The sequence below is a fragment of the Pseudomonas ekonensis genome (assembly GCF_019145435.1).
GTDB lineage: Bacteria > Pseudomonadota > Gammaproteobacteria > Pseudomonadales > Pseudomonadaceae > Aquipseudomonas > Aquipseudomonas ekonensis.
The window spans coordinates 689,984-705,718 of the sequence record NZ_JAHSTS010000001.1 but is presented as its reverse complement, the minus strand read 5'-3'; the positions used below and the strand labels follow the sequence as shown (position 1 = coordinate 705,718).

The following is a 15,735-nucleotide window of genomic DNA, read 5'->3' as shown; positions in this document are numbered from 1 at the left end:
TCCGTGTTTTGCGGTGCTGCGGCTGGCCCTATCGCCAACAGGTTGGCTCCCACAGGGGATGCGTGTTGATCACGGATTCACTGTGGGATCTGGCGCGGTTGCGGCTCACGGTCTGATCCATTTTTGCGGTGCTGCGGCTGGCCCTATCGCGGGCAAGCCCGCTCCCACAGGGGATGTGTGTTGATCACGGGTTCCATGTGGAAGCCAGCCTGCCGGCATCACATCCGGATCAAGCCCCCAGCACCCGGCACGCCTCGGACGGCAGCGTCACCGACACCGGATGCCCGATCCCCAGCCCGATGTCCTGGCACGGCGTGCTCAATGCGGTGAACGTCACCCCGGAACACTCCACCGTGGTCTCGATGGTCGCGCCGATGTCGCGCACGAACGTCACCGTGCCCAGCAACCGGTTGCCCGCCGTCGCCTGGGGTGCCGACAGTTGCAGGTCTTCGGGGCGGATCAGCATCTTCACCTTCTGCCCCACCACGATGCTGCTGCAGATCGGCACTTGCAGCGCATCGCCGCCCGGCAGCACGACCTTGCCGTCGCCCAGCGCCGTGGCCGGGAAAATGTTGCCCGAGCCGATGAAGTCCGCCACGAACTCGTTGGCCGGGTGCCGGTAGATCTCGATGGGCGTGCCCACCTGCTGCACCCGGTGCTCGCCCAGCACCACCACGATGTCGGCCATGGTCATGGCCTCGCGCTGGTCGTGGGTGACCATGATGGTGGTGATGTTCAGGCGCTGCTGAAGCTGGCGGATCTCCACCTGCATCGACTCGCGCAGCTTGGCGTCCAGCGCCGACAGCGGCTCGTCGAGCAGCAGGATCTTGGGGTGCGAGGCAATCGCCCGGGCGATCGCCACGCGCTGGCGCTGGCCGCCGGAGAGCTTGGCCACCGGCCGGTCGATCATCGCCTGCAGCTGGATCATCTCCAGCAGTTCCGCCACCCGCGCCCGCTGCTCGGCCTTGCCGACGCCGCGCAGCTTCAGCGGATAGGCGATGTTCTCGCCCACGGTCATGTGCGGGAACAGCGCCAGCGACTGGAACACCATGCCGAAGTTGCGCAGGTGCGCCGGGGTGTGGCCGATGTCCTCGCCGTCCAGACGGATCTCGCCGCCGGTGAGGGTCTCAAGCCCCGCGATCATGCGCAGCAAGGTGGTCTTGCCGCAGCCCGACGGCCCCAGGAAACACACCAGCTTGCCCTGGGGCAAATGCAGGTTGACGTCTTTCACCGCGCAGGCCGAGCCGTAATGCTTCTCGACGTTTTCCAGAATCAGTCCAGACATGTTGCACCTCAAATCAGAAGGAAACGCCGCCCTCGCCCACCAGCTTCTCCAGCGCCCAGATCAGGACGAAGTCGATCAGCACGATCAGCACGGCAAACGAGAACACGGTGGGGTCGAGCGAGGACACGGTGCGGCTGTACATCCAGATCGGCACGGTCATGACGTCGATGGTGTAGAGGAAATAAGTGACGGTGAACTCGTTGAACGAGACGATGAACGCCAGCAGCATGCCCGCCAGGATCCCCGACTTCATCAGCGGCACCACCACATCGACGATCGCCCGCAGCGGCGAGGCGCCGAGCATCTGCGCCGCCTCCTCGACCTCGCTGCCGATGGAGAGCATGGCCGCCGTGCAGTTCTTGACCACGAACGGCAGCGCCAGGATCACGTGGGCGATCACCAGCCGCGAGGTGGTCATGTGGAACGGCAGGCTGTCGAACACCAGCAGCATCGCCAGGCCCAGCACCACCATCGGGAACACCAGCGGCAGCGACATCAGTTGCAGCGCCACGGTCTTGCCGCGGAACTCGCAGCGGGTCAGCGCGTAGGCCGCCGGCACCGCGATCAGGGTGGCGAAGACCATGGTCAGGCACGACACCAGCAGGCTGGTGGCCATGGCCTGGCCGAGGCTCAGCACGTCGCTGGCGTCCGGCGAAACGAAGGTGTGCCACGCGGCCTTGTACCATTGCAGGCTGTAGCTGGCCGGCGGGAAGTCGAGGTTCGACGCGCCGCTGAACGACATCACGATCATGGTCAGGATCGGCAGCACCGCCAGCAGCAGGATCACACCGGACAGGATCCCGGCGAACGAGCCCGTGTCGCCGGGCAGCAGCGCGTGGCGCTTCTTGGTCAGGGCAGTCATTGCGAAGCCTCCAGCAACCGGCGACGGCGGCCGGTGACGTATTCGGACAGGGTCATGATCGCCAGCGTGGTGACGATCAGTACCACGCCGGCGGCGGATGCGGCGGGCCAGTTCATCAGCGGGGCGATCTGGTCGTGCACCATCACCGCCAGCATCGGCACCCGCCGGCCGCCCAGCAGCAGCGGCACCACGAAGCTGCTGGCGTTGTAGGCGAACACCAGCGTCGCGCCGGTGATGATCCCCGGCAGGCTCATCGGCAGCACCACCTGGCGGAACACCTGCCAACGGCTGGCGCCCAGGGTCGCGGCGGCCTCCTCGAAGCTGCGCGACACGCCGCGCATGGCGCTGGCGATCGGCAGCACGGCCAGCGGAAACGCCGTCTGCACCAAGCCCATCAGCACGCCGTTCTGGTTGTACAGCAGCATGATCGGCCGCTTGATCAGGCCCAGCCCCATCAGGGTCTGGTTGAGCATGCCGCCGGGCCCCAGGATCACCAGCCAGCCGTAGCTTTGCAGCAGCAGGTTGACCAGCAGCGGCAGCAGCACCGCCGCCAGGAAGATCCGCCGCACGAACGGCGACGTCAGGCGCGACATGGTGTACGCCACCGGGATCGCCAGCAGCACGGCGATCACCGCGCTGATCAGCGCCAGGCGCAGGGTCAGCAGCAGCGACTTGAGGTAGTACGCTTCGAGCAGCTGCGCGTAGCTGGCCAGGCTGAAGCCCGTCCACTCCGCGCCCTTGGTGCCGATGCTCATGCGCAGCACCAGCAGGCTCGCGGCGATCAGCACGCCGAGGAACAGCATCGACGGCGTGAGGAAAAACCACGCCCGGACGGTGGGCGAAACGCCGCGCGCCGCACGCGCGTCTGCCGCGCCGACCGGGTGGGTCAGGGATTGATGTTCCATGGCAATGATCTCGTCAATGGAAGAACAACTGACAAACACAGATTTCCTGACCACCGCGAACCCTGTGGGAGCTGGCTTGCCAGCGATAGCAGTCTGCAGTGACCGCCTTTTCGACAGGTCGGCCGTCATCGCTGGCAAGCCAGCTCCCACAGGGTTCGCGGTGTTCTGAAGGTTTGCGTTCGACTCAGGAAGAAAAGATTTCCGTGTAGCGACGGATCCACTGGTCATGCACGGTGGCCAGGAAGGCGTTGTCGTGCATGATCGCCTTCTCGGCGATCTGCTCCGGCGTCAGGATGTACGGGCTCTTGCGCGCTTCGGCGGAGATGATCGCCTTGGCGTTGACCGGGCCGTTGAAGATGTCTTCGGCCATCTTGCCCTGCACCAGCGGGTCGAGGGAGTGATCGATGAAGGCGTAGGCCAGGTCGGTGTCGCCGGGACGGTTCTTGGGCATCACCGACAGCATCAGGTCGGTGTAGAACCCTTCCTTCATGCCGAACGTGGCGCCCAGGCCGTAGTTCGCGTCGCGGATCTGCTTGGGGAAGAACGCCGGGGCGTAGAGCCCGCCCATGTCCAGGGATCCGGTGCGGAACAGCTCGGCGATCTGGTTGGGGTTCTCGCCCAGGGTCACCACGCGGCCCTTGAGTTCGGCCAGCTTCTTGAAGCCCGGCTCGATGTTGTGCTCGTCGCCGCCGGCCAGTTTGGCGGCGATGATGATCAGGTCCATCGCCTCGGTCCAGTTCGGCGGCGGCAGGAAGATGTTCGGCGCAAGATCGGCGTCCCACAGCGCGGCGTAGCTGTCCGGCGCGGCGGCCTGGGTGCGGGTGCTGTAGACCAGGCTGTTGCACCACAGCAGGTAGCCGATGCCGTGGCCGTTGGCGCCGGTGCGGTACTTTTCCGGCACGTCGATCAGGTTGGGGATGCGGTTCAGGTCGGGCTTTTCCAACAGCCCGGCGGCGGCCAGGCCTTCGGCGCCGACGCCGGCCAGGGTGATGATGTCGTACTGCGGACGGTCGCCGCCGGCCTTGAGCTTGGCGACCATTTCCGAGGTGCTGCCGGTGCGGTCGGCGATCACCTTGGCGCCGGTCTTGGCCTCGAAGGTCGCGGCGATGTTGCGCAACGCGGCCAGGCCGGTGTCATCCGACCAGGTCAGCAGGCGCAGGGTCTTGCCGGCGAAGCGGGTGTCGCTGGCGCTCGCCCGGATGAAGGGCATGCTCAACGCCGCCGCGGCCACCGAGGCCACGCCGACGGTCTTGATGAATTGACGCCTGTTCAGATCGTGCTCGCCCATGAAGGACTCCCATTGTTCTTGTAAGTATGAGATTGACCGCAACCTTTGCGCTGACCGTCCGGAACCGCCCAAGCCCCCGGTTTCAAAGGGCTTGGGCGAGGTCGGCGGATTCATCCTGAGGTCGGGCGCAAGCGCTGACCATCGATAAAAACTCATTGGAGCCATGACGCCGGCGCATGCCTCATTGCGAGGCATGCGTTCACTTTTTTCGGGCGTTCAGAGCGCCCGCACCACGTGCTTGATCTCCTGGAACGCGGCCAGTCCCCACGGCCCCAGCTCACGTCCCAGGCTGCTCTGCTTGTAGCCGCCCCAGGCGGTCTGCGGGAAGATCACCTGCGGCGCGTTCAGCCACACGAGCCCCGCCTGCAGGGCGTCGGCGACCCGGTCCGCGGCCTCGGCGTCACGGGTGACCACACTGGCCACCAGGCCGAACCGGCTGTCGTTGGCCAGGGCGACCGCCTCGGCCTCGGTGGCGAAACTGCGCACGCACACCACCGGCCCGAAGATCTCTTCGCACCACAGCGCACTGTCCAGGGGCACTTCGGTGAACACCGTCGGCTGCAGAAAATAGCCGCGGGCCAGGTCGGCGGGACGGTTGCCGCCGCACACCAGCTTCGCCCCGGCGCTCAGGCCGCGGTCGATGTGGCCGAGCACCCGCTGGTACTGCGCCTGATTGACCAGCGCGCCCATCTCCACGTCCGCGTCGAACGGATCGGCCACGCGGATCTTCTCGGCGCGGGCCTTGAGCCGCGTGAGGAACTCGTCGGCCAGTTCATCGGCGACCAGCACCCGGCTGGTGGCCGAGCACATTTGCCCGGCGTTGAAGAAGGCGCCGCCGCAGGCCAGTTCTACCGCCAGATCGAGATCCGCGTCGGCCAGCACCAGCAGCGAGGATTTGCCGCCCAGTTCCAGACTCACGCCCTTCACGGTCTCGGCGGCGCGCTGCATCACCTGCACCCCCACCGCGTTGCTGCCGGTGAACGACACCTTGGCGATGCGCGGATCCGCCGCCAGCGGCGCCCCCACCGCCAGACCGGTGCCGCAGACCAGGTTGAACACGCCGTCGGGCAGGCCGGACTCGGCGATGATCGCCGCCAGTTCCAGCTCCGCCAGCGGCGTGACCTCCGACGGCTTGAGCACCACGCAGCAGCCGGCGGCCAGGGCCGGGGCGAGCTTCCATGCGGTGGTGACCATCGGGAAGTTCCACGGCACGATCAGCCCGACCACGCCGCACGGCTCGCGGCGCACACGGGCGCTGAAATCGTCGCTGGGCAGCGGCACATCCGCATCGTTCCTGGCGTCCAGGCCTTCGGCCAGCCCGGCGTAATACTCGAACGTCGCGATCACGTCATCGACGTCGATGACCGCCTCGAACAGTGGCTTGCCGTTGTTGCTCGATTGCAGCTTCATCAGGTGTTCGCGGCCGTTGCGCACGCCGTTGGCGATGTTGCGCAGGATCGCCGCACGCTCGGCGCCGGAGGTCTTCGACCAGGCCTTGAAGGCCTCGGCCGCCGCCGTCACCGCTTGCTCGACCGCGCGCTCGCCGCCGCCGTTGACCGTGGTCAGCAGCGCTTCGGTGGCCGGGTTGATCACCCGCAGGTGTTCGCCGCCGGACGACCATTGGCCATTGATGTAGAGACCGTCGAGGGTCGTCGGGAAATTCAGGGCCGAACTCATTGCGCCACCGCCTTCATCCATTGGGTCTGGTCGATTTCGATCAGGGTCGGGCCCTGACGGTCCGTGGCCGCCCGCAGCGCGCCACGCAGTTGCTCGACGGAGCCGGCCGAGTGGGCCGCGCAGCCCAGGGCCTGGGCCACGCCGATGAAGTCCGGGGTGTAAATGTCCACGCCCACCGGTTCGATGGACCGGTTGACCATGTAGCGCTTGATCTCTTCGTAGCCCTGGTTGTTCCACAGCAGGACGATCACCGGCACCCGCGCCTCCACGGCGCTGGCCAGTTCCGGCAGGGTGAACTGCAGGCCGCCGTCGCCGATCAGGCACACCACCGGCGGGCGCGCGCCTTGCTCCGGGCGGCCGCCCAGCCAGGCGCCGATGGCCGCCGGCAAGGCGTAGCCGAGGGTGCCGTAGCCGGTGGAGGCGTTGAACCAGCGGCGCGGATGATCCGGGTTGAAGGTGAGGTTGCCGGTGTACACCGGTTGCGTGGAGTCGCCGACGAACACCGCTTCAGGCAGTTCGTGCAGGACGGTTTCGAGGAAGCGGGTCTGGGCCAGGGCCGGCGCGTCCCAGCCGGCGGCCAGTTCCTCGCGCAGGCGGGCGGCGCGCACCTGGCCCCAATCGTTGCGGCGTTCGGCCAGGGGGTACCGGGCCAATGCGCTGAGCAAGGCCTGGGCCGCGTTGCGCGAGTCGGCCACCAGCGCCACGTGCGGCGGGTAGTTGCGCACGGTCTGGTCCGGGTCGATGTCGACGCGCAGCAGTTGGCCGGGAATCTCGAAGCCGCCGGCGAAGGTGACGTCGTAGTCTGTTTCCGCCAGTTCAGTGCCGATGGCCAGCACCACATCGGCATCGGCCACCAGCGCACGGGTGGCGACCAGGCTCTGGGTCGAACCGATCAGCAGCGGATGGCCCGACGGCAACATGCCTTTGGCGTTGATGGTCAGCGCCACCGGCGCGTCCAGCCGTTCGGCCAGTTCGGTGAGTTCGGCCGCCGCGTCGATGGCGCCGCCGCCGGCGAGGATCAGCGGACGCTGGGCGCCGGCCAGCCGTTCGGCCATGCGGTTCACGGCCGACGGGGCGGCACCGGCGCGGTCGATGTGCACCGGCACGCTGGCGAGCAGGTCATCGGCGTCTTCCACCAGCACGTCCAGCGGGATCTCGATGTGCACCGGGCGCGGACGCCCGGCCTGGAACAGCGCGAACGCCCGGGCCAGCACCGCCGGCAATTCCGAGGCGGACATCAAGGTGTGGGAGAACGCCGCCACACCGCCGACCAGCGCGCTCTGGTTCGGCAGCTCGTGGAGCTTGCCGCGGCCGCCGCCCAACTGGCTGCGCGACTGCACGCTGGAGATCACCAGCATCGGGATCGAGTCGGCGTAGGCCTGGCCCATGGCGGTGGTGATGTTGGTCATGCCGGGGCCGGTGATGATGAAGCACACGCCCGGCTTGCCGCTGGTGCGCGCATAGCCGTCGGCCATGAAGCCGGCGCCCTGCTCATGCCGCGGGGTGACGTGGTTGATGCTCGAACGGGCCAGCCCGCGATACAGCTCCACGGTGTGCACCCCCGGGATGCCGAACACCTGCTCGACCCCGTAGCCCTCGAGTAACTTGACCAGTACTTCGCCGCATGTCGCCATGGTTGTGCCCTTCTTGTTCGATTGAGACTCCGGCCTCCGTTTGTGGAAGTCCGGGAATGGCCTCATTGAAACGGGCGCCCCATAGCCGCAACAATCGATAAAAGCTCATACTAGCCATGTCCTCACGTCATACCTTGGATCCACATGAAACGACTGCCTCCCCTGCCCGCCCTGCACACGTTTCTGGTCACCGCGCAGTGCTGCAACTTCACCCGGGCCGCCGAGCAGTTGCACATCACCCAGGGCGCGGTGAGCCGACAGATCGCCGGGCTTGAGGATCACCTGGGCTATGAGCTGTTCATCCGCCTGGCCCGAGGGCTGGAGCTGACCGCCGAAGGCCGCGAATGGCTGCCGAAGATCCAACAGGTGTTCGACCTGATCGGCGATTCGGTGGAGCAGATCGGCGCCAAGCGCGAGACCCTGCAACTCAAGGCGCCCAGCTGCGTGATGCGCTGGCTGCTGCCGCGCCTGATGCAGTGGCAACGGGAACGCCCGGACGCGCCGGTGAAGCTGACCGCCTCGCTCCAGCACGGGGTGGATTTCCAGCGCGAACAGTTCGACGCGGCGGTGATCTACGGCACCGCGCCCCACGACCTGCCGGCCGCGCTGCACATGTTCGACGAACAACTGACGCCGGTCTGCTCGCCGATGCTGCTCAAGGGCGCACCGGGCCTCAACGCGCCGGCGGATCTGCAACAGCACTTGCTGCTGCACCCCACCCACGACGATCAGGACTGGGCGCTCTGGCTGAAGGCCGCCGACCTGCGGTTGAGCAACATCGGCAGCGGCCAGCATTTCGAGACGCTGGACCAGGCCATGTCGATGGCGTCCCACGGCACGGGCGTGGCGATCGGTGACTGGTCGTTGATCGGCGATGACCTGAACGCCGGACGGCTGGTGACGCCGTTCGATCTGAAGGTCAAGACAGGGCTTGGCTATTACGTGGTGGCGCCGGACAGGCCAGAGCCGTCGGCGAAGCTGCGGGAACTGATGGTGTGGCTGGTGGAGCAGGCGCATACCCGCTGAGCCATTGGGTGTTGCGGCGTCTTCACTGACGTCATCGCCAGCAGGCTGGCTCCCACAAGGATCGGCGGCGCCGAGAAGTCTGTGGGAGCCAGCCTGCTGGCGATAGCGTCGGTGAATGCACCGCCGGAGCGGGAACCAGACAGTGGCTCCCGCAGTGCGGGGAAGATCAGTAACCGACAGTGAAACGCTGACGCGAATGCTTCGGCGACTCCACCTCGTCGATCAAGGCGATGGCGTAATCGGCGAAGGTGATCCAGCTGCGGCCTTCGGCGCTGACCAGCAGATCGTCCTTGCCCACCCGGAACGTGCCGCTGCGCTCACCTTCGACGAACTCCGCCGACGGTGACAGGAACGTCCAGTCCAATTCCTGTTCCTGACGCAACGCCTCGAGGAACGCGGCACCGGCGCTGGCCTCGGCCTTGTACTCGGCCGGGAAACCCGCGCTGTCGATCACCCGGGTGCCGTCCGGCAGCAGCAGCAGCGAACCGGCGCCGCCCACCACCAACAGACGCTTGACCCCGGCCTGCTTCACAGGACCGGTCACGGCAGCGGCCGGCACGGTGGCGAAATGCGCGGCGCTGATCACCGCGTCATGGCCGGCCACCGCCGCTTGCAGCGCAGCGGCGTCCAGCACGTCGAGGGACTTGGCCGTCACACCGGCACGGGTGCCGATCTTCGACGTGTCCCGGGCGATGGCGGTGACGCTGTGGCCACGGCGCAGGGCCTCTTCCAGCAATTGGCTGCCGGCCCGGCCGGTGGCACCGATGATTGCGATCTTGCTCATGACATTCTCCAGTTGGCTTGAGAGTGTTGCTAAGTTCAGGAACGGCTCACCACTTCATTTCGCCCTTGGCGACCTTGGCGCTCAGCTCCAGGGAGCTTTCCTCGCCCAGTTTCGGGTAGCGCTTCTTCATCGCGGCGATCAGGGCGGCGGAGTCCTTGGCCTTGGCGGTCTCTTCGTCGAAGGCCTTGATGTAGTCGGCGGTGAACCGCACCGACGCCAGCGAGCGGCCGCTGTCGCCCAGGTAATGGCCCGGCACCACGGTCTTCGGCTTCAGGGTCTCGATCGAGTGCAGGGTCTCCAGCCAGTCAGCGTGGGACTGCGCGGTCTGGGTGTCGGCCATCCACACATGGATGTTCTCGGCCACCACCACGCCGCCGACCACGGCCTTGAGCGACGGGATCCACACGAAGCTGCGGTCCGGCTGCTTGCCTTCCAGGCCGACCACTTGCAGCTTCTGCCCTTCGAGGATCAGGCTGTCACCTTCCAGCACACCCGGCACGATGGTCTTGGCCGGTACGTCGTCGCCCATTTTCGGGCCCCAGAACGCCAGCTTGCCGTCCACGGTCTGCTTGATGTGGTCGACGGTCGGCTGCGAGGCCAGCACCTTGGCGTCCGGGAAGGCCTTGGTCAGGGTGTCGAGGCCGAAGTAGTAGTCCGGGTCACCGTGGCTGATGTAGATGGCGGTCAGGTGCTTGCCGCTGGCGCGGATCTTTTCCACCACTTGCTCGGCCTGGGACTTGCCGAACTGGGCGTCGACCAGGATCGCGTCCTTGTCGCCGCTGACCAGCACCGAGGTCACCGGGAAGATGGCGTGGGTGCCGGGGTTGTAGACGTCGAGGGTCAGGTTGGCTGCGGCGGCGTGCGCGGCGAAGCCGAGGGTGGCGGTGGCGAGTAGGACACGCTTGAGGGTGGTGAAGCCGATCATCGGTTGCTCCGCTGTTCAAATGCCAGGCTTGGCGATGGGAGAGAGCTTAGTTGCCAGAGTCGGTACAAAAAATGCGATGCTTGAACATAGTTTGTTTCTGAAAGCGGGCAAATCATGGATCGTCTCCAAGCAATGCGGGTGTTTGTCACGGTGGTGGATCTGGGCAGCCAGTCGGCGGCGGCCGATCACCTGGAGCTGTCGCGGCCGGTGGTGTCGCGGTATCTGGCGGAACTGGAGGACTGGGTCGGCGCACGCCTGATGCACCGCACCACGCGCAAGTTGAGCCTGACCGCCGCCGGCAACGAAATCCTGCCGCGCTGCCGGCAGATGCTCGAACTGTCCGGCGACATGCAGGCCGCCGTCAGCGAACCCGACGACGCACCGCGCGGGCTGCTGCGCATCAGCGTCAGCACCTCGTTCGGCCAGGCGCAACTGGCCGATGCCATGGCGGCGTTCGTCAAGCGCTACCCGGGCGTGAACATCGACCTGCAGATGCTCGACCGCACGGTGAACCTGGTGGACGAACGCATCGACCTGGCGATCCGCACCAGCAACGACCTCGACCCGAACCTGATCGCCCGGCGCCTGACCGTGTGCCGCTCGGTGGTCTGCGCCGCGCCGTCGTACCTGCACGACCGGCCGCGGCCGCAGCGGGTGGAGGAACTGAGCCGGCACAACTGCCTGACCCATTCCTACTTCGGCAAAAGCCTGTGGCATTTCGAGGAGGACGGCGAACCGGTGTCGGTGCCGGTGCAGGGCAACATCAGCGCCAACGAGGCCAGCACCCTGCTGCGCGCGACCCTGGCCGGCGCGGGGGTGGCGATGCTGCCGACCTATCAGGCCGGGGTGCACATCCACAGCGGCGAACTGGTGCGCCTGCTGCCCCACGCCGAACCGCGGCGGATGAACATCTACGCGGTCTACGCCTCGCGCAAGCACATGCCGGCGGCGCTGCGCTGCATGCTGGACTTCCTGGTGCAGCGCTTTCCCGAGAACCCCGCCTGGGACGAGGGCCTGTAACGCCCGCCCGTCCTTATGGGAGCCAGCCTGCTGGCGGTGGCGGCCGTGCAGGCGCCGCAGTGGCAACTCACCACCGCTGACCTATGCTGAAAGCAGTACCCCCGGGTATTCGTTCAGAGGTCACCGCCATGAACACCAGGACACGAAGATACCTCGCGATTTTCATCACCTGTGCGGCCACGCTGGCGCTGTACGGCACCGCGGCCTGGCGGGTGGAGCAGTTGCGGCAACTGCCCCGGGACTACGCCAGCTGCAACTTCGAGCGCTGCATCCCGCACAACGCCACCCTCAACGCGCTGCGCTGAGCAGAAGCGGGACACCGATCCCCTGTGGGAGCCAGCCTGCTGGCGATAGAGACTTGTCAGCCGACATCGGCGGTGGCTGTCAGTCCGTCATCGCCAGCAGGCTGGCTCCTACCAGGTTTACGGTTCGGTCTTCAAGCGGTCGCGGAAGGCCTTCGGCGATATCCCCACCCGGCGCCGGAACAGGCGCGTGAAGTTGGTCGGGTCGGAAAAACCCAACAGATCCGACATTTCATAGATGGTCATGCTGGTGTAGGTCAGCAGGCGCTTGGCCTCCAGCAATTGCCGCTCGTGCATGATCTGCAGGGCCGGCTGCCCCGCCAGCTCGCGGCAGGTGCCGTTGAGGTGGGACACCGAAATGCCCAGGCGATGGGCCAGGTCCTCGACCTTCACGTGCTGGCGGTACGTCTCCTCCACCAACTGAATGAACCCGTTGAGGTATTCGCGCTGGCGCTGCGGACGCTGCGTGGCGGTGTGGCGCCGGATCGCCTGACGGCTGACCCAGACCATGATCACGCTGGCGAGCGAATGCATGAGCATTTCCCGCGCCGGCTCATGGCCGTTGTATTCGGCCTGCAACGCGGCGAACAGGCTGTTGAGGTAGTCCGCGTCCTGCCCCGCCGGGTAGCTGTCGGCCTGGGCCAGGGCTTGCACCGAGTTGCCCAGTTGCGCCTGCAAATGGTTGATCAACGGTTTGGCCAGCGTGACGACGAACCCTTCGACGTCCTCGGAAAAGCGAAAGCCGTGCACCGACAGGGGCGGCAGGATCTGGATCGCGGCTTCGTTGAGTTGCGTGCGCTGACCTTCGATTTCAAGCTCTGCCTGACCTTTGAATACGAAGAGCAACTGGCACAGATCGGCGTGGCGGTGGGGTTTGATTTCCCATTGGTGTTCGCGGCTGCGTTTGGAAATGGTTTCGCAGTGCAGCAAGTCGGGGGTCGGCCAGTCCAGGCTTTCACCGTAGAGCTTGAACACCGGAATCGAAGGCAGGTCAGGCTTGTTCATCACTTCAATCCAGGCCTCGAAGGTTGCGGGCGATAATCGCACCGATTGGCAGAATGTACAGGCATCGGCTCAGTTTTCACCTTCAATTGACAGACCCGCAAGGGAAAAATGCAAGCGCCCGAACCATAAAAATCACTCACCGGCCCAGGCCGCGTGAAGCTTGCGAGCGACAAAAACAATGAAGACGCGCAAAACCCAGGTCGCCATCATCGGCGCCGGCCCCTCCGGTCTGCTGCTCGGCCAGTTGCTGCACAACGCCGGCATCGACACCCTGATCCTCGAACGCCAGACACCCGAGTACGTGCTCGGCCGGATCCGCGCCGGCGTGCTTGAACAAGGCATGGCAGAGCTGTTGCGCCGGGCCGGAACGGGCCAGCGGATGGACGCCGAAGGCCTGGTGCACGAAGGCTTCGAACTGGCCCTGGACGGACGCCGGGTGCACATCGACCTGAAGGCACTGACCGGCGGCAAGACCGTGACCGTCTACGGCCAGACCGAGGTCACCCGCGACCTCATGGCCGCTCGTCGGGAGACCGGCGGCCAGACGATCTACGGGGCCGTCAATGTCGCTCCCGGCGGCATGAAAAGCGACACGCCTTTCGTGACCTTCGAAAAGGACGGCGAAACCTGGCGCGTCGACTGCGATTACATCGCCGGCTGCGACGGCTTTCACGGCGTGGCGCGGCAGTCGATTCCCGCCGAATGCCTGAAGGTCTTCGAACGGGTCTACCCGTTCGGTTGGCTGGGGATCCTGGCCGACACGCCGCCGGTGCACGACGAACTGGTCTATGCCCGCCACGAACGCGGCTTCGCCCTGTGCAGCCTGCGCTCGGCCACCCGCACCCGCTATTACCTGCAAGTGCCGGCCCAAGAGCGCGTCGAGGACTGGTCGGACCGACGCTTCTGGGACGAACTGAAGACCCGACTGCCCGAGACGCTGGCGCAGAAGCTGGTGACCGGCCCGTCCCTGGAGAAAAGCATCGCGCCGCTGCGCAGCTTCGTGGTCGAACCGATGCAGTACGGCCGGATGTTCCTGGTCGGCGACGCCGCGCACATCGTGCCGCCGACCGGGGCCAAGGGCCTGAACCTGGCGGCCAGCGACGTCAGCACCCTGTTCGACATTCTGCTGAAGGTCTACCGCGAGCAGCGCACCGATCTGCTGCAGAAGTACTCGGACATCTGTCTGCGCCGGGTCTGGAAGGCTGAACGCTTCTCTTGGTGGATGACCTCGATGCTGCACCGCTTCGACGAACACGATGCGTTCAGCCAGCGCATCAGCGCGTCGGAACTGGATTACTTCGTCAGTTCGGAAGCGGGCCGAAAAACCATTGCAGAAAATTACGTCGGACTTCCTTATGAGGCTATCGAATAGCTTCCTACCGACTTACACTGGCGAACATCCCCGCTCGCCTCACGGCCTGCGGGATCCTCATTGCCCGCAGGTTCCGCCCGTGACCAACCTCAATCATCCCGAAACGCCCAAACCGGCCATCCGCAGCGTGTTGGTCGCACTGATGATGGCGATCTTCCTCGGCGCGCTGGACCAGACCATCGTCGCCGTGTCGATGCCGGCCATCTCCGCGCAGTTCAAGGACGTGAGCCTGCTGGCCTGGGTGATCTCCGGCTACATGGTGGCGATGACCGTGGCGGTGCCGATCTACGGCAAGCTCGGCGACCTGTACGGGCGACGCAAACTGATGCTGTTCGGCATGGGCCTGTTCACCCTGGCTTCGCTGTTTTGCGCCATGGCCCAGAGCATGGAGCAACTGGTGCTGGCGCGGATCTTCCAGGGCATCGGCGCCGGGGGGATGATCTCGGTGAGCCAGGCGATCATCGGCGACATCGTGCCGCCCCGGGAGCGCGGGCGCTATCAGGGCTACTTCAGCAGCATGTACGCGGTGGCCAGCGTGGCCGGCCCCGTGCTCGGCGGCTACATGACCGAATACCTGTCATGGCGCTGGGTGTTCCTGATCAACCTGCCGCTGGGGCTCGGCGCCTGGTGGGTGGCCCGGCGCAACCTGCGGGGGCTGCCGGTGCCGCAGCGCAAACCGGTCATCGATTACCTGGGCACGCTGCTGATGATCGTCGGCCTGACCGCCCTGCTGCTGGCCATCACCCAGGTCGGCCAGGGGCACCCGTGGCACAGCCGCGAAGTCCTCGGCCTGTTCGCCGGCGCCGTGGCGGTGCTGGCGGTGTTCGCCTGGCATGAGCGCCGCGCCCGTGAGCCCCTGCTGCCGATGCACCTGTTCACCAACCGCAGCGCCCTGCTGTGCTGGTGCACGATCTTCTTCTGCAGCTTCCAGGCGATATCCCTGATCGTGCTGATGCCGCTGCGCTTTCAGAGCGTCACCGGCGCCGGCGCCGACAGCGCGGCGCTGCACCTGCTGCCGCTGGCGATGGGGCTGCCCGTCGGCGCGTACTTCGCCGGCCGCCGCACGTCGGTGACCGGGCGCTACAAACCGCAGATCCTGGCCGGCGCCCTGCTGATGCCGGTCTCCATCCTCGGCATGGCCTTCACCCCGCCGGCCGACGCCCTGCTCAGCGGCCTGTTCATGCTGCTCAGCGGCATCGCCGGCGGCATGCAGTTCCCGACCTCGCTGGTGGGCACGCAGAACTCGGTGGAGCAAAAGGACATCGGCGTCGCCACCAGCACCACCAACCTGTTCCGCTCCCTGGGCGGCGCAGTCGGTGTGGCGCTGATGTCGGCGCTGCTGCTGGCGCTGTTGCAGGACTCCAGCTTCGCCCACCTGGCCGGCGGCTCGCTGATGGGCGAAGGGCATTCCGGCAGTGCGCTGCTCGACGGCCTGAACGCAGCGCCGGGCGCCGCCCGGGATGCGCTGCGGGCCGAACTGCTGGTGACGTTCCGGCACTTGCTGACGGTCAGCGCCGGGGTTTCGCTGCTGGGGCTGACGGCGGCGCTGGCCATGCCCAACCGGTTGCTGCGCGGTCGGGAGCATGGCGCCCGCTGAGATTCGCCGGTTCTGCGGTGACTTGACTGACGCTATCGCCAGCAAGCTGGCTC

The 15,735-nt window shown here is 66.5% G+C and carries 14 protein-coding genes; 5 read left to right on the top strand and 9 right to left on the bottom strand.

Annotation, left to right across the window (positions count from 1 at the left end; genetic code table 11):
* Positions 1 to 229 precede the first annotated feature (229 nt).
* From KVG96_RS03290 to KVG96_RS03265, 6 genes are all read right to left on the bottom strand, one after another.
* A complete protein-coding gene (locus KVG96_RS03290; RefSeq protein WP_217890799.1) occupies positions 230 to 1,285 on the bottom strand; it encodes an ABC transporter ATP-binding protein in 1,056 nt (351 codons plus the stop codon).
* A gap of 13 nt (positions 1,286 to 1,298) precedes the next feature.
* Entirely contained in the window at positions 1,299 to 2,147 is an 849-nt protein-coding gene (locus tag KVG96_RS03285; RefSeq protein ID WP_217890798.1) for an ABC transporter permease, read from the bottom strand.
* The gene (locus tag KVG96_RS03280; protein WP_217890797.1) at positions 2,144 to 3,052 is read right to left on the bottom strand and encodes an ABC transporter permease; all 909 of its coding nucleotides are present in this window, start codon (positions 3,050 to 3,052) and stop codon (positions 2,144 to 2,146) included. Before KVG96_RS03280 ends, KVG96_RS03285 begins: the two co-directional genes overlap by 4 nt.
* A gap of 184 nt (positions 3,053 to 3,236) precedes the next feature.
* Positions 3,237 to 4,340 carry an extracellular solute-binding protein gene (locus KVG96_RS03275; RefSeq protein WP_217890796.1) on the bottom strand — a complete coding sequence of 368 codons (1,104 nt, stop codon included), beginning with the start codon at positions 4,338 to 4,340 and terminating at the stop codon, positions 3,237 to 3,239.
* 216 nt (positions 4,341 to 4,556) lie between these two features.
* Positions 4,557 to 6,005: an aldehyde dehydrogenase family protein gene (locus KVG96_RS03270; protein ID WP_217892430.1), complete on the bottom strand. Its 1,449-nt coding sequence runs from the start codon at positions 6,003 to 6,005 to the stop codon at positions 4,557 to 4,559.
* A gap of 8 nt (positions 6,006 to 6,013) precedes the next feature.
* The gene (locus KVG96_RS03265; RefSeq protein ID WP_217890795.1) at positions 6,014 to 7,651 is read right to left on the bottom strand and encodes a 5-guanidino-2-oxopentanoate decarboxylase; all 1,638 of its coding nucleotides are present in this window, start codon (positions 7,649 to 7,651) and stop codon (positions 6,014 to 6,016) included.
* Positions 7,652 to 7,795: 144 nt separating this feature from the next.
* Between KVG96_RS03265 and KVG96_RS03260 the strand changes: the two genes are divergently transcribed.
* Entirely contained in the window at positions 7,796 to 8,677 is an 882-nt protein-coding gene (locus KVG96_RS03260; RefSeq protein ID WP_217890794.1) for a LysR substrate-binding domain-containing protein, read from the top strand.
* 166 nt (positions 8,678 to 8,843) lie between these two features.
* Here KVG96_RS03260 and KVG96_RS03255 read toward each other — a convergent pair whose 3' ends face one another.
* Both KVG96_RS03255 and KVG96_RS03250 read right to left on the bottom strand, forming a co-directional pair.
* Positions 8,844 to 9,461 carry an NAD(P)-dependent oxidoreductase gene (locus tag KVG96_RS03255; protein ID WP_217890793.1) on the bottom strand — a complete coding sequence of 206 codons (618 nt, stop codon included), beginning with the start codon at positions 9,459 to 9,461 and terminating at the stop codon, positions 8,844 to 8,846.
* 46 nt (positions 9,462 to 9,507) lie between these two features.
* Positions 9,508 to 10,386: an MBL fold metallo-hydrolase gene (locus tag KVG96_RS03250; protein WP_217890792.1), complete on the bottom strand. Its 879-nt coding sequence runs from the start codon at positions 10,384 to 10,386 to the stop codon at positions 9,508 to 9,510.
* A gap of 114 nt (positions 10,387 to 10,500) precedes the next feature.
* On the opposite strand from KVG96_RS03250, the gene KVG96_RS03245 reads away from it, so the two are divergent.
* Positions 10,501 to 11,406, top strand: a complete 906-nt coding sequence (locus KVG96_RS03245) for a LysR family transcriptional regulator (RefSeq protein WP_217890791.1) — start codon at positions 10,501 to 10,503, stop codon at positions 11,404 to 11,406.
* Positions 11,407 to 11,534: 128 nt separating this feature from the next.
* On the top strand, positions 11,535 to 11,711 hold the full coding sequence (locus tag KVG96_RS03240) for a hypothetical protein (RefSeq protein WP_167360513.1): 177 nt from the start codon (positions 11,535 to 11,537) through the stop codon (positions 11,709 to 11,711).
* 117 nt (positions 11,712 to 11,828) lie between these two features.
* On the opposite strand, the gene KVG96_RS03235 is transcribed toward KVG96_RS03240, so the two are convergent.
* Positions 11,829 to 12,713 (bottom strand): helix-turn-helix domain-containing protein, encoded by an 885-nt coding sequence (locus KVG96_RS03235; RefSeq protein ID WP_217890790.1) that lies wholly within the window; start codon positions 12,711 to 12,713, stop codon positions 11,829 to 11,831.
* Positions 12,714 to 12,891: 178 nt separating this feature from the next.
* Here KVG96_RS03235 and pobA point away from each other — a divergent pair, with 178 nt between their 5' ends.
* The gene (gene pobA / locus KVG96_RS03230; protein WP_217890789.1) at positions 12,892 to 14,085 is read left to right on the top strand and encodes a 4-hydroxybenzoate 3-monooxygenase; all 1,194 of its coding nucleotides are present in this window, start codon (positions 12,892 to 12,894) and stop codon (positions 14,083 to 14,085) included.
* 79 nt (positions 14,086 to 14,164) lie between these two features.
* Positions 14,165 to 15,682, top strand: a complete 1,518-nt coding sequence (locus KVG96_RS03225; RefSeq protein WP_217890788.1) for an MDR family MFS transporter — start codon at positions 14,165 to 14,167, stop codon at positions 15,680 to 15,682.
* The last annotated feature ends 53 nt before the right edge of the window (positions 15,683 to 15,735 follow it).